Here is a 14,114-nt window from a genome sequence, read left to right on the forward strand (position 1 = left end):
ATGGCGTGCTGGCATGCCATGATGGTATCCCAGTCGCCGCCGCGACGGGCGTGAGCCCTCCCATTGGGGAGGGCGGAGCCGGACCAAAGGTCCGGAGGGGGGAACGGGAGAGCGAGGATTCCAAATCCACAATCATTGTGGGTTTCCGCTAATCGTTTGCTGATAAATCGCTTCCGGGCCGTGGGGAGGAAACGCAATGGCGAGTTCAGTAGCGAAGGTCACGACGATGGATCGCGGGGCGGCGGTCGTGGGCTTCAGCTACGATGCTGTGCCCGTCGAGCATCGGGAAGCGGTGCGAGAGGACGCCCGCCAGATTCGAATGCGCCTGATCGAGACGGCCGAGGCGATGATGGACATCGGCGAGCGGCTGCATAGGTCGCGCGGGGCGCTGCCTCATGGCACCTGGCTGCCATGGCTTATTTCGGAAACCGGAATGTCCGAGCAGTGGTCCCGCGATTGCATGAATCTGTACCTTCGCTTCCATGACCAACCCACCCTCATCGAAGACCTCGACATCGCGCTTTCGCCAACCGCAATTGTCCGGCTCGCAAGCGCGCCGGAGGCGGCTTATGAGGACATCATGAGTCGTGTACAGGAGGGCGAGAAACTACGCGTGGTCGATGTCGAAGAGACGATCAAGGAGCACCGCGATCGGGAGCGTGGGATGAAGGGCAAGGGTCCGCGCGCCCGTGCCTTCGCCGAAGATGCCGCACCAGTCGGCGCGGATGCGCTCCAGCTACTTTTCGACCGTGCCAGGGACGAGTTAATCCCGCAGGTCATCGCGCGCGCCCAGGCGGTCCTTTGCGTCCTTGAGGACGCGGAAGAAGCGATGTCTTCCGGAAAGCGCGTCACGGCCAAGGAGTTGCAGAATCTCCGGTCGAACGCGCAATGGCTCACCGATGCGCTGGAGCAGCTCTCTCAGCGACGCGCCGGCGGACAGGCCAAGGTGGTCCATCAGACTTTCCTTGACCGCCCTCCGCTTGATGCTGGCCCGTGGTCCGACGCTGCGGCGTTCCTCCGGGACATCTCGTCGTCCGACGCGATTGTCGCGGCCTTGAAGGCTGGCGTGCCGGCCTTCGTGGAGCGTGGCGCAAAGGCGCTCCGGCTGGCGCTTTTCCGTTGAGCCAAAGGCGCGACCCGACCTTGTCGGTCGAGGTGGACATATCCCAGTGGATGGCAAGAAGGCGGCTGAATCAGGACGCCATGAGGTGCACCAAGGCAGTCGCAATGCGTCGCTGCTCCCGGCGGTCTATTTGTGATAGAGAGGAATCTCTTACCTCGGATGGACGGAGCCACCATGCGCGCGATCCTGATGACAGAAAGCGACGATCAGGGAAACATCTGGATCGATCTGATCCCCCCGGTGGAGGTGCGCACGGAGCATTCCTCACCGCACAGAATTGCTATTAAGGCAGGAGCGCTAAACACTGAGGACGCTCCCGATCCGGCGATCTGGTTGCGGACCACGCGAACTGAAGCTTACCGCTTGATCGATGACCTTAACGCCGCCTTACAGGAGGGCGACAGAGACGGGGCTGCCAAAACTATTAAGAAGACGACGATTATCTCGCCCGTGAACGGCGGAGTGAATTCGGAAACCGGCGAGATGGTTCTCCTTCTTAAGGGAGCATCGGGTCTCGAACAGCAAGTCGAGATACCCTTCGACCAAAGTGGCGCGATGCTGGAAATTCTCGAACGCGCCGCCTCGGCGGCGGGTAAATGGCATGATCAGCGATCAACCGTAACTGCGGACGGTCTCCAGACCATCGATATCCGGCCCCGCGAGACGGAATTCCTGATGCTCGGCGAAGACCCCGCGTCGAGCAGGCCCATTCTCGTCGCACGGCTCGTCGGCGGACATCAGTTCTCATTCGTTCTCGATCAGAAAATCGTCGAGCAACTGCGAAACAGGCCCCGTAAGAACGACGAGCAGGCAGCCCCGTCTACGCATCGATGGGCGACCGTGGCGGAGGATATCGAATGGTTTCAGAGGGAATGGTGCACGCTCTATGAGCCGCCTTCCGACTCAGACCTTCGGCGCGGAAGCGCAGCCTTGCGGCGGCTTCTTGTCGACAACATGTTGCATGCGGCCTGGCGACACTACGGCTTCCCAGACCAGCCGACCGTTACCGGGCCGGACCTCAAAGCTTTACTTGCTGAGCACAGAAGGCCTATCCGGCATGTAGTGTCGCTGATTGCGGGCGGCGCAACCCTCAACGGGATTCAGTTTGCAATGATCGGCGCGGCCCGGGCTGACAATGCAAATACGGGCGTTCCCGCCGACGCGGAAGAAGGCTTTGCGGTAGAGGTATTTAGCGTTTCACGGGATGCGCGCAACGGACCAGGTGACAGCGGGTTGGTCCATCTTACCGAGAAGTCTTTCCGGCTCAATGACTATCTCGACGCGCCGGGCGCGGTCAGGCGGGGGACAGCATTCAAGCGCCGGGACATTATCAAGTATTTTGCGAACTACGCCGGAGGGGTCCATCTGGACGGGGTAAAGATGCGCGGAAAGGAGGATGAATTTTACGAACACATTGCCGAACTCAAACAGAAAATTCACGCGGATACGATGGACGGGCTCTATTTCGAACTGCTGTCCATAGGACAGGCGCTCGGAAAATCCGTCGACCTTCAGGCGCTCGCGGCGAAAATCCGTTCGACCAAGTAGCGGTCGATTAAAGAGATTGGTTCACGGTCATCCGGCAGCCGCCAACGGCGAAGTTCCACCCGATTCAGACCTTCCCATTCTCCCTCCTGGAAGCCACTTCTTTTCCCTCGATTGTCGTGTCCGGCAAGGCCATTTCTCTGACCTTGGAGGCCCCTTTAATTCCATGGGGGTGGGGCGCAGCCCGTCACGGTGTCGGCGGTTGAAATTGGGTGAATTTCAAATTACGCATCCACTGACGGTTGCATATGTCAGCATCCGGGAAAGAGGATTGGAACTATGAAGGTCGAGGAAATTCCCGCCTTTGTGCAGGACGTCATCGACGCGGGGTGTGACATCTGTGCGATCGGACATGAGGGGTACGTCATCGGCGACGCTGATTTATCCGAAGCCGAATACAAGGTCGCTCGTCCGCAACTCGCTCGAATCAAACGCGTCTATGGGGACCGCGATCCTTTGCTCCCGGAGATCGTCGCTTACCTTCGCGCGCTGGGCCGATATATCGAGATTGGAAATTCCCGGGTCCACTGAGACAGGGCTTGACCTGTGCGCCGCCGGCTATGACCATCAATGTCAGCGCAATGAAAAACCCCGCGTCATAGGCCTGGCAGCCTCGGCGGGGTTTCACGAGAATGGTTCGATGTTGAGTTCACTCCTCGCCAGTGTCAATAGTCGACAGGCCCGCTCCAGGTGAGCGCGCGGCTGGCATACACGCCAGCCCTGACATCGCCGACATCCAAGCCAGAGTGTCAACAATTTGATATATCAGCGCCGCCGAAGGCCTTTGGTTCCGGCGGTCGCTACGAAGCCTTCGATGCGCTCTGGCACGTCCGAGCATTGCATCCGATGAACAGCCGCCTGGACGGCGGCCGCCGGACCGGCACGGTCTCTTTCGGGCAGCGCGTCGCGGACTACGAACGACCGTGGAAGGAATGGTCGACGGACATCTCGGAAGCCCCCTTCATCGCCAGGGACTTGGTCAGTCGGGGCGAAGCAACGGACCTTTACGTGTCCCAGAATTCTTTCCGGGGCTGGCGGCGGATCGCGCAGCTTTCCACGTTAGGCGCCCTGTATCAGGATCTGGATTATCAGAAGCGAAAGACCCACGCGGGTAAAGACCCGCGCGTCGTCGCTGAGGCGGCCTTGGAGGCCCTGGGCGAAGCGGGAATCCCCGCCCCCTCTTATGTGATGCGGACGGGGCGCGGCCTGTGCTTGGTCTGGCTGCACGAGCTGCTGCCCCGCGCCGCTCTGCCACGCTGGCAAGCAGTGCAAAAGTGCCTTGCCGAGCTTCTGACCCCTTTCGCCGCTGATAAGGCGGCATTGGATGCTGCGCGTGTCTTCCGCGTGTCCGGATCGATGAACTCCCGCGCGGATCCGATCGACGCGGAAGTCCGGATGATCTGGTGCAACGGCGACGTCGCCGAGCCGTTCCGACATGTGTTTTCAGACCTCGCCGACGAGGTGCTGCCGCATACTCGAGCCAAGCTTTTCAGTCTGTCGGCCGAGCGGGCGATCAGGAAAGCCCAAGGCCGTTGCCCGGGCGTGTCGGCTCGGTTGCTGACAGTTGCCACGTGGGCTGAGACGATGCTGTCGGACCTGCAGCGCCTGCGTGCCCTTCGCTATCCGGAAGGAGCGATCCGCGCCGGCGAGCGCGACAAATGGCTTTTCTGCGCAGCGACGGCCATGGCATGGCTTTGTCCCCAGCAGGTGCTGGAGCGAGAGCTTGCGGCACTGGCGCATGAGGCTGCCGGCTGGCAGGAGACCCAGACCCGCAGCCGCATGTCTGCTGCCCTTGGCCGCGCGCGGATGGCGGCAGCCGGGGTTAAGATCGAATGGAACGGCAAGGAAATTGATCCACGCTACCGCATGCGGGCAGCGACCGTCATGGAGTGGTTGGAGATCACTCCCGGCGAGATGCACGAAGCGGGCCTGCGTATGCTCGTTGATACCGACCGCGCCCGCGAGCTTGCGGCGGAGCGGCAGGCCAAGTCCCGTCGGCTCAAAGGAGCGGCAAGCCGAAGCGAGGGCCGCGCCGCCCGGATCGCGCTTGGTCGCCAGGCGATCTACGTCCAGGCAAGCGAAGGCGCGACGGTCGCGGACCTTGCCGAAAGGTTCGCCGTGTCGCCGTCACATGTCTCAAAAGCCATGGCAGAAGCCCGCAAGGCCGGGAGTCGCTGAAAACCTCAATGAAAACAGCATCTTTCCGGTTCGTCACGGTATATGGTGGCGTAGCCCTACCAGAACGAGCGAAGCGACCCGTCTGAAATAGAATTACTACCCCCGAAGGCATGGCTCGACGGGCAGTGCCGAGCGCAGCCCCCTTTCGCCGACATGCGGCGTTCGATTTAGGCTTGTTCCTAGACTTTTAAGGATTTCCTCCAGAGTTCGGAAAGCTCTGGTCTGTATAGGGAGCGCGACTTCACCGCCGCGTCCAATCGCGGCAACCAAACGGCACGCGACTAGGAAGGAGGGCGCTCATGAATACGACTGCAACATGCTGCGGCTCCTTCGGGACGTCCGGCCTCCTCACGGGACATGTCTCCCCTATCGGCCTCGGAATAGACCCGTTCAAGCGAATACGGGCTAACCGGACGAAAGGAGACATCACATGTCCGATAATAAATCTCCCAAATGGGCGCCGCAGGCTCCCGATGCTTGGGTTCAGCTGATCCCTGACACTGCCGAGGCGCTGGTCGCGCCGCATGGTGACGTGTTCGAGGCGGCTGTGTACGACTACCGCACGCAGCAGGTGGCTTGGCCGCTGGAGGGGGAGGAGAAGTTCTACCTCACTCTCGCCAGTGCCAAGCGTGGGGGTACGGCGGCTCTCAAGCGGCTTGGATATCTGCGGACCGACACCCCGCTGGCCGAGACTGAGGTCGACCAGGTTGAACACGAGCCGAGCGGGGTGCCGCCGGCTGGGCTGGGCATGCCTCAGTCAATCTGGTTGCCCACGGCTCTGCAAGCCGTGGTTAAGGGCAAGGGCATCGCCGTCACGTGCTTCGTCACGGTCAGCGATGGCTGCGTCGAGGGCATCGCGAAATTGGGGAGCTACGTATTCCGTGAGGAATACCCGGATGAATGGTCCGCGAAGCGTGGCGTGCTCCAAAGGGCGAACACACTCATCGACTGGCACGCGTAAGCGGTAGCCATAACACCTGAAAAGGCGGGCGGCCCCCAAGGCCGCCCGCCTTTCGTTTTTGCGCCGCTTCATCATTCGAACCGGGCTGCCGGCGGATTTCAGATTTTGATTCATGCATGAGATGGCGTCACCATCGGAGGTAGCCAGCAATGGGCGGTAACACCGCCACTGGCCAAGGGAGAGGCGAAGCCCTCCCTGTGGAACCCACCCGGCCTGACGGCCGCAGGAGATCGATGAATGCCGGAGCAGCGTCAAACGATCGTCACGACGTTCCGCCTCTCTCTTGAAGAGCGGGCTGCGCTGGACGCATCCGCCGACGCCGCCGGGGTTGGGCCGAGCAGCTATGCCCGTCGCGCCGTCATGGCCGCAGTCGGCCGAGCCGGCGCCGTGCGCCGCAAGCCGGACGGTGCGGCAAAGGCCATCGGGGCGGCGCTGGGCGACCTCGGCCGGATCGGCAACAACATCAATCAGCTTGCCCGACATGCCCATGTCGGCGGCCGTGTCCCGGCCGAGGCGCTGGCAGCCGTCCGCCAGGAGCTTGCCCAACTGACCACCGCCGTCCTTTCCGTCCGGCTGGAGCGGCCACGATGATCCTCACGACGACACGGCACGGACGGACGCAGCGCGATGCCCGCTACCTGCTGGCGCACCTGTCCCGGCAGGACGGGCAGCGGTCGCGTGTTGTCACTCTAGCAGCGCCCGTCGCTGTTGAGGCCGAGGCGCTTGCCTACATGCAGGGGCTCAGGGACGGCAGCCGGGCCAAAGTCGCCTTCCATCACCTGTCCCTATCGCCGTCGGTTCCGCTGTCGCCAGAACAGCGTGACGAAGCCGTTGCGCGCGTCCTCGCAGCGATGGGCGCGGAGGACCATGCCCATGTCGTATGGGAGCACTCGGAGAAGCCCCGGCATGGCAGCGACGTTGATACGCACTACCATATCGTACTATCGCACGTCGGCCCGGACGGCCGCGCGCTTGACGACGGCCGTTCCTATGTCCGCCTCGAAGCCGCAGCGCGGTCCCTTGAATCTGACTTCGGGCACGGCGTGACGCCGAGCCGCCGAACTGTCGCTGTCGTTGCCGAATTGGAGCGCACCGGCCGCGCCGATGTAGCAGCGCGCGTCCGGGGCGAGCAGCCGCCTGAGCCGCCCGCTTCCGCCATGTCTTCTCGTACCCGCGCGCGGGCCGAGCGGGCGAGCTTGTCCCTTCCGGGCGTGCGCGAGGCCGTCCGGAAGGCCTGGGCATCCAGCGATGGCCCGGCGGCGCTGCGGCAGGCGTTGGCCGAGGAAGGACTCGGTGTCGCTTCGGGGGAAAAACCCGGCGTGTGGATCGTCACAGGGGCGGACAACGTGACGCTCGGCGCGCTTGACCGTCTCGCTGGAGAGAAGCGCCGCACCGTTGCGGCGAGAATGCAGCATCAGGAGGAATCCCATGACAAAACCGCCAGCCGCGATGCGGGCCCTGAAAATGGTCCACGACGAGGCCCGGCAGGGCCGCGAGGCGGCGGAGGCATTGACCCCGCTGCTCGCCCTGCTGGACCCGGCGGCCGAGGGCCAGGGCGGACCATTGCAGGAGGTGACGGACCTCCTCACCACGATCTTGACGACGCAGCAGTCGATCCTACAGGTGATCGAGGCGCTGTCCTCGCGCGTGGACGCACTCGGGCAAGGACAGCGCTAGCAGCGCTTATGCTTGCCCATGCGGCGCGGGCTCCCGCCGTTCGGACAGCGGCAGGACGCCTTCGGCGGAGATCAAGGCGGCCCCGTGCCCGAGATCTCCTCGCGGTGCGCCGGCTTGCTAGTGTCGATCTGGATGACATTCGCAGAATGGCGGAGGAAATGGGCCGTAGGGCGGCCGCGCTGCTCGCTCGCCTCATTCGTCCGGCCGATCCGCGCGAGGAGTTGGTTGCCCGTCTACGGGCCGCCCGAGCCCATGTCGGAAATGCGCGGCGAACGGCGTCGACCGGGAAACCCCGCCGCGACCAGGAGGCAGAAGCTGCGGTTCCGACATATCGGCCAAAACTCTAGGGGAGGAAGCAATGAACCGCAAAAACGAGACCAGGGACGGCAAAGGCCGGACGTGCCGCGACCGCTTGAGATACCAGCGACAGCAAAGAAAGCGCCGGGGCGATCCGGCATCATCCGTGTTCCTGCGCCTTCTGGCCCTTGTGCTGGCGCTCTTCGGCCGTGCCCCATTCCTTGCTGTCCCGGCTTCCCGGCTAGCGCCGACGCAAGGCTCGCCTCTCCGAGAACGGGAGGACGTGTCGCCGCAGCAGCGGCAGCGCGAGCGGGGCGAAGGAGGCTATGGCCATCTGCGGCCTGCACCGGGGTCGCGACCGCGCCGGCACGGCCGCTATCGGTCGAAACCGTCATACCGTAGACTTGTCGCCGACCTTCGGCGGCCAAGTCCGGCAGCGCGCGACGAAGCCGCCGCCGTCCTGCGGAGGCGGTTGCCACCCGAAGCGCACGAATGGTTCGATGAGGTGGTGAAACGGCGGGACTGGTCGGCGCTGGCTTGGTGCGCCAGGCCGGACGCGACCGACGAGCAGACCGAGACTGCCATGTTGCGAGCGGCACTCGATTGGACGGAGGCCCGCAAACCGGACGGGGGCGGGGGCGATTCTCCACCCCCGCCCGGCGATGACGACGACGGCCCTAGTGGCAGGACGCCTTAAGGATGGTGGCTGCTGCTGCTTCGGCGGCGCTCTTGGCGCTGCGCAGCGTCGGTGCCCAGCCGTGTCGCAGTACATCGGCGGCCACTACGTCCCATTCGACGCCTCCGGCGGCAAGCGGGGTCGCGACGAGATCGAGCAGCGAGCTTGTTTCACGGTCTCGCATCCGGCCTGCCGTGTAGCCGCTCACGGCCCGTTCGCGCCGCCAGCGTTGTTTCCTGATCTTTACTCGTGCGCTCATCAAATTTCTCCTGTCGGTTGTAAGCGAAGAGAGGGAACGGGAAAGTAAGCGAGAAATCAACTCGTTGATGTAGAAAAGTTTTTCAGCCGTTTGGCGAACATTCGACTTCGAATCCTTACCCCAGAGGATTCGCGGAGTGCGTGAATTCTTCTCCTGGAGGTTGAGTCGTTTAGAGCAAAGGATTCAAGGGTTAGAAAAATATTTCACTCAAGCCCACTAAGGGACATGCCCATGGAGCCGTCATCTTCTCGTTCCGTCCTGGCAGGCCCGTCTCCATGGGGCAACGGGCCAAGGCTCGCTCCGCCGTGCCCGCCCCATTCTTTGCTGCGGAAGGAATGATCTAGGACGCGGCGAGGCACTGATAGTCAGCGCAGGTAAACCGGAAATGGGGCCGCGAGACGCCCAATCGACACCACGCGACCAAGCGAGCCGGCATGCTGCTGAGCTTACCTGTCACCTTGCCAACGCCTTCCGGCAGAGCGGCCCAGCCTTGCCGATTGTCGGCATCGGGATTGCGGCCTGGGAAGTTGCTGTCGGGGCTGCGCCGCCTTCACCGTCCTCGATGAAAGCTTATCTCGCGATGTAGGCATTCCGGCGAGTTCCTGGCGGCGCCAGCGGCTGTTTTGCGGTTGTCGATCAGCAAGGTTGATAAGCCCATAGCCAAGCGCCAGCGTCTCTTTCAGAGAGCCAGGGCCCATCCGCCCTTCTGATCTCTTTCTCCCGCACAGCCGCATAGGGCGGCCGGGAGACCCAGATGATACCGACGCACTTGATGAAACAGCTTCTCGAAAATGGCAGGGCTTCGGCCCAGCGCGGGCGCTCCCTTGATCACCTTCCTGTCGTTCGCGTCATATCGCTCGACACCGGGGCAGAGTGGCTGCTCTCGGAACGGTCGCCGGAAAACGAGAGCTTGGCTTTCGGCGCTTTCATCCCTGCTGATGGCAGTGTGCCTCAGTTGGGCTGGGTCTCTATCCCCGAGCTCTGTTATCACCGCTCGAAGGCTGGGAGGCTGCTCGACGTCGACACCGCCTTCCGGGCCACCCGGACGATCGGAACGATAGCTCCGGAGGTCCGGTTCACAGGCCGGATACCTTCCGCGCCGGGGTGAAACGCGCAGCGGACGTCCTACCGTTCCACCTGGCAGGGCAATCCAGGAACAAAGCGAAATTCGTATTGCTAAATGTTGACACCAAGTGGCCAATCGATAGGATCGTTCGTAAATGTCGCTACAGGGCGATTCGGGCGAAGGCACCATGACCAAGGAACCTCGGCGGGCAAAAACAGAGACACTTTCGCTGCGGCTGGATCCGAAAACGAGATTCATCCTTGAGCTGCTGTCGAAGATCAAAGGCCAGAACATCACGGTGGTCGTGGAGCGCGCCATAAGGGATGTGGCGGGAAACACAGCGATCACGGTGGAGACGAACGACTTCGGAGCTGAGACGAGCAGGACAACTTGGGTTGACTATTGGGACCCAGATGACGGAGTCAGGCAACTAAAGCTCTTGGCCGTAGCAGAGTATCCGACGAATTTCGAAGAGGATGAGCTCAGATCGTTCACCCTAACTCACTGGATGTTCTTCTATCATGATGAGAAAGGCACAAGAATACGGAGGCCGTACGTAGAAATTCTATGGCCGAAGATTGAGGAATACATGACGCGCTGGAAGGAGAAGAAGTCCGAGGATTATTGGGCCGCTGGCGAAGCAATGCAGAAGGCTTTGAGCGCGGCTCGCGTCCAGCCGCCTGAATGGCCGTACAAAGCAAAATCGAAGCCCAAGGAAGCGAGGGAACTAGACGACGAGATACCGTTTTAGAAGCAAAGGCCGCATGGACTGCAATCCATACGGCCTTCTTTTTTGGAAACAAAGTCGCAACGGTAAGAGCGCTTCTGTAGCGACCCTCCCGAAGCTCCCCTGTCTCGCCTCGCATCGGGATAGAATCACACGGGAGCCAAGAGGACAAGAGAAAACAGCGCTCGCAACCTCGTTGAAGGAGGATTGCCTATGAGCGATCTGCCCGAACCGCCACCCGGCAAGGTGTGGATCTGTCGCCCGTACATTACCGTACGCGGTCGCCGGATTTTCGCCGCAGCCTATGGCCTCAAGGCGTTCTGTTTCCTGGTTGACGCCTAGCCAACGACAGGGGGGCGGCCGGACAGCCGCCCCTCTACCTGAGTAGCTGCCACGGTCACGCTGATAGAAGCCAGTGGAGTCATCTATCAAGACAGCCGACGCAACTCCAAGAAGGAGCGGTCGCCGCCGGCCCACCGCCAAGCGATATATTCACGCCATCCCAGGGCGGCCTTCCATTCCCGGTACGCCCAAGACCTAGCTCTACTTCGCTGCTCGCTCTTGGTTGAGGGTGAAGAGGTGGGAGAGGACTTCCTCGTCTGGAAAGTTAGCGGGCCAGCCATAAGCTGCGGCCACGGCCTCGTCCAAGACGCGATGGGCATGGTCCAGCCAGGCAGGGCGCTCGTTGTAGAGATTGGTCAGCGTCCGCTTCCTCAAAACCTGCGCGGCTTCCTCGCTCACCGGAAGGGTTCGATCCGGGAAACCGGGCACGACCTCGGGCTCTCGTCGAACAAGATCCGAAGGGTTCAGCCAATTCTCGCGAAGTTCATTGAGCCGACGCGCGGCATTGGCGATGGCAATAGCTCTCGGATCATCGGCATAGGCGGCCGCAGAGACATCCGGCGTAAGTCCTTCAGGAAAAGGAAATGTTTCAAAGGTCGTAGTCGGCGTGTAACGGGGATCGTTCCCAACACCGAGCCAAGTTCCCATGCCGAGCGCCCATAGCTCATGGAAGCGCGAATGAAGGATCCCAAAGATCGTGTCGTCGTCCCGCGCGATGGCAATTGTTGCACTGTCGGCAACAGTGGGAAGTTCTCTCCACGCGAACACCCGATGCCGTGACACCCGGGGTGTAACGATGAACCGCGTACACCCTGTCAACGCTTCCCACATTCCCTGTCGGGCTTCGACGTGCCTCCACCAAAATCGCCGATAGAGTTCGCGATTGTTGCTGGCGCGTATGGGCTTCACGTTGTCGAGGACATGGGCGAACGGCTTCTCGAAAAGCGAGGCGTCCGCCTCTGGCATCTCCCAACCGAAGTCGACAATCCACATGTCTCGGGGTCGCCGGGTGACGTCGAGACCATTGATCCATGGTTTTAGAACGTCGCTGTTAGCCCTGCCGTTAGGATTCAACGGCAGCCGCAGCCAGTGGCGGGCAAGGTCTCCGGGGACGTCGAACGCCCCGCCCTTCGTATCTCCCATGAACGCGACATTGGTGTTCTCAGTAAGCCGCGCCGCCTTCGTTAGGTCGAAGTCCGTCGCCGTCAAATCGGCGTTGATCCGTGAGACTGGCTTTCCGTCCAGGTGGGGGATCTCGCCCTCTCTCAACCTGCCGAACGCCAACATGGAGACGCGAACGGCTGCTCCTTCAATCGTCCATGGCTCGTCTGCCCATGCGGCGGCGATGGACATGTCATCCGTGATGTCGTCCAGCACTCGGCGATTAGCGCCACCGCGTATGGAATTGGTGGTAACGAGCCCGGCACGCGTCGTTTTCCCGTCGCGAATGGCGGACGCCGCCTTCTCAACCCAATAGACGACAAGGTCGGCCTCGGCTGGAACCCGTCCCCTATACAGGTTGAACAGCCGATCAACTACATCGCCACCCAGCTCGGATCGGATCAGCTTGCCGCCGAGAAACGGAGGGTTGCCGACGACGGCATCGGCCTCAGGCCATCTGGCCTCGATCCATTCGCCGCCGCCGTTGTCGTTCGGAACCCATGTCATCAAGGCGTCACGGCATTCAATATTGTCGAGAGGCTTCAGGATTGGGTTCTGGCTGGCCGCGAAACCGTTCTTCAGCATCCACTGAATTTCGCCAATCCAGACCGAAACCCGCGCCAACTCAGCGGCATAAGGATTCAGTTCGATGCCCTTTACGACCTCCGGGCCGATCTGCGGGAATCCTCTGGGCAAGCCCAACGCCTCGGCCTCTACCTGCGCCCGGTGTTCCAGATCCTTCAGAGCTCTCAAGGCGAGATAGAGGAAATTGCCGGAACCGCAGGCCGGGTCGAGAACTCGGTAGTCGGCGAGGCGTTTCAGGAAGCGGTCAAGGATTCCCTGCGCCTGATTCCTAGCTCGTGTACCTGTCGCTCCTTTGGACGTCGCCGCCTTCTCCATCAGCGCGGCGATTTCCGCCTTGGCGACCTCCCACTCGGCTGTCAGGGGCTCAACGATCACAGGATTGATGATCATCAAGATCTTGTCGCGGTCGGTATAGTGCGCGCCAAGCTGGCTGCGTTTGTCCGGGTCAAGGCCGCGCTCGAACAAGGTGCCTAGGATGGACGGATCAATGTCGCCCCAATAACGCGACGCCGCATGGTGGACGATCTTGATTTCCTCCTTGGTAAGATCGAAGGCAAGATCGTCGTCGAACAAACCGCCGTTGAACCACGCGACCTTTTCGAAACCTATCCGACCGCCGGCCTTCATGGCGATGAACAGGTCGCGTGCAAAGGATTGGAACTCGGCAGGGTCTTCCAGCGCTCGGTCCAACATGCGGGTAAAGATCGCGTCCGGGAGGAGTTTCACGTCCTCGGCGAACATGCAGAAGACGAGGCGGTTGATGAAATGCGCCACCTGTTCCGGAACATTGCCGCGCTCGCGGAGTGATCGCGCCAAGTGGGCAAAGTCTCCGGCGACTTCCTCAGTGAGTTCCTGCCGAGTCTTTGTCGGCCGCAGCACGTCCGGATCGGAAAAGGCCGCCTTTAGCCAGCCGCGCTTCTCTGCGTCCTCAAGATCGGCGATGGCGATCTCGTAGACTTTGGAAACGCTGTTGGTCCAGTTGGTGTGAATCCTGATCATCGTGCCGATGTCAGACACGATCAAGAGCGGCGGGTTGTCGAGCGCGACGGCGTAGCGCTGGAGTTGGGCGAATGCCGTATCGAGATTCGCCTTTGTTCCCTTATATTCCCAACCGAAATGCCCGCGCTTGAAAACGTCGGCGAATCCATTGCCGCCTGTCGTCTTCGAGGCGCCTACCTCAAAGCCGTAATCCTTCCCTGTGGGGTCGACGTCGGCCGGCGCGGCTCATTCAGCAGCTTGCACAGATCCAGGAAGTGCGCCTGCGCGCCGGCTCGCTCCTTGATCGGGGAGTTCTGCCACTTCGTGATGAATTCTCTCGGCGTCACTGCGATCTATCCCCCAGCCCTCGACCGTGACCACAGGACAGCAGGGCAAGCTGCGGCGAGTGCGGAGTGCCTCGCGGCCCTGCCCGAATAGCATACGAAAACTTCCGGCGTAACAAGGGATGGCTCGCTCCGCCATGGGGATGCCGTGTGCTATCCCGCTCCGATCGCCCAATCCCCGGCTATATCGCCCAA

At 61.9% G+C, this 14,114-nt stretch carries 13 protein-coding genes and 1 pseudogene; 11 read left to right on the top strand and 3 right to left on the bottom strand.

Features of this window, described 5'->3' with window-relative positions:
* The first annotated feature begins 196 nt into the window (after window positions 1-196).
* From CGZ66_RS08830 to CGZ66_RS41700, 7 genes and pseudogenes are all read left to right on the top strand, one after another.
* Window positions 197-1,123 carry a DUF3102 domain-containing protein gene (locus CGZ66_RS08830; RefSeq protein WP_095083539.1) on the top strand — a complete coding sequence of 309 codons (927 nt, stop codon included), beginning with the start codon at window positions 197-199 and terminating at the stop codon, window positions 1,121-1,123.
* A 174-nt stretch (window positions 1,124-1,297) separates the two neighbouring features.
* The gene (locus CGZ66_RS08835) at window positions 1,298-2,671 is read left to right on the top strand and encodes a hypothetical protein (RefSeq protein WP_143748693.1); all 1,374 of its coding nucleotides are present in this window, start codon (window positions 1,298-1,300) and stop codon (window positions 2,669-2,671) included.
* A 276-nt stretch (window positions 2,672-2,947) separates the two neighbouring features.
* Complete coding sequence (locus tag CGZ66_RS08840) at window positions 2,948-3,199, top strand: hypothetical protein (protein ID WP_095083543.1); 252 nt, start codon at window positions 2,948-2,950, stop codon at window positions 3,197-3,199.
* Window positions 3,200-3,358: 159 nt separating this feature from the next.
* Entirely contained in the window at window positions 3,359-4,846 is a 1,488-nt protein-coding gene (locus tag CGZ66_RS08845) for an Rrf2 family transcriptional regulator (RefSeq protein ID WP_143748694.1), read from the top strand.
* Between the two features lie 430 nt (window positions 4,847-5,276).
* A complete protein-coding gene (locus CGZ66_RS08850; protein ID WP_095083546.1) occupies window positions 5,277-5,807 on the top strand; it encodes a hypothetical protein in 531 nt (176 codons plus the stop codon).
* A 237-nt stretch (window positions 5,808-6,044) separates the two neighbouring features.
* A complete protein-coding gene (locus CGZ66_RS08855) occupies window positions 6,045-6,398 on the top strand; it encodes a MobC family plasmid mobilization relaxosome protein (RefSeq protein WP_095083548.1) in 354 nt (117 codons plus the stop codon).
* Between the two features lie 140 nt (window positions 6,399-6,538).
* Window positions 6,539-6,784: pseudogene (locus tag CGZ66_RS41700) on the top strand (relaxase/mobilization nuclease domain-containing protein); the annotation flags it as partial.
* On the opposite strand, the gene CGZ66_RS39810 reads toward CGZ66_RS41700, so the two are convergent.
* Window positions 6,749-7,237 (bottom strand): hypothetical protein, encoded by a 489-nt coding sequence (locus CGZ66_RS39810; RefSeq protein WP_095083549.1) that lies wholly within the window; start codon window positions 7,235-7,237, stop codon window positions 6,749-6,751. The pseudogene CGZ66_RS41700 and the gene CGZ66_RS39810 sit on opposite strands and share 36 nt — an antisense overlap.
* Between CGZ66_RS39810 and CGZ66_RS39815 the strand changes: the two genes are divergently transcribed.
* Window positions 7,236-7,484, top strand: coding sequence for a hypothetical protein (locus CGZ66_RS39815; RefSeq protein ID WP_095083551.1), 249 nt, complete (start codon window positions 7,236-7,238; stop codon window positions 7,482-7,484). The genes CGZ66_RS39810 and CGZ66_RS39815 overlap by 2 nt on opposite strands.
* 974 nt (window positions 7,485-8,458) lie before the next feature.
* On the opposite strand, the gene CGZ66_RS08870 is transcribed toward CGZ66_RS39815, so the two are convergent.
* The gene (locus CGZ66_RS08870; RefSeq protein WP_095083553.1) at window positions 8,459-8,716 is read right to left on the bottom strand and encodes a hypothetical protein; all 258 of its coding nucleotides are present in this window, start codon (window positions 8,714-8,716) and stop codon (window positions 8,459-8,461) included.
* A gap of 754 nt (window positions 8,717-9,470) precedes the next feature.
* Here CGZ66_RS08870 and CGZ66_RS08875 point away from each other — a divergent pair.
* The 3 genes from CGZ66_RS08875 to CGZ66_RS41325 all read left to right on the top strand — a co-directional run bounded on the left by CGZ66_RS08875 (window position 9,471) and on the right by CGZ66_RS41325 (window position 10,851).
* A complete protein-coding gene (locus CGZ66_RS08875) occupies window positions 9,471-9,824 on the top strand; it encodes a DUF2958 domain-containing protein (protein ID WP_095083555.1) in 354 nt (117 codons plus the stop codon).
* 145 nt (window positions 9,825-9,969) lie between these two features.
* Window positions 9,970-10,533, top strand: coding sequence for a hypothetical protein (locus tag CGZ66_RS08880; protein WP_143748696.1), 564 nt, complete (start codon window positions 9,970-9,972; stop codon window positions 10,531-10,533).
* A gap of 189 nt (window positions 10,534-10,722) precedes the next feature.
* Complete coding sequence (locus tag CGZ66_RS41325) at window positions 10,723-10,851, top strand: hypothetical protein (protein ID WP_280952791.1); 129 nt, start codon at window positions 10,723-10,725, stop codon at window positions 10,849-10,851.
* A 201-nt stretch (window positions 10,852-11,052) separates the two neighbouring features.
* On the opposite strand, the gene CGZ66_RS08885 is transcribed toward CGZ66_RS41325, so the two are convergent.
* Window positions 11,053-13,614 carry a class I SAM-dependent DNA methyltransferase gene (locus tag CGZ66_RS08885; protein ID WP_206073688.1) on the bottom strand — a complete coding sequence of 854 codons (2,562 nt, stop codon included), beginning with the start codon at window positions 13,612-13,614 and terminating at the stop codon, window positions 11,053-11,055.
* Window positions 13,615-14,114: the final 500 nt, after the last annotated feature.

Source organism: Mesorhizobium sophorae, from assembly GCF_002270415.1.
Taxonomy (GTDB): Bacteria; Pseudomonadota; Alphaproteobacteria; order Rhizobiales; family Rhizobiaceae; genus Mesorhizobium; species Mesorhizobium sophorae.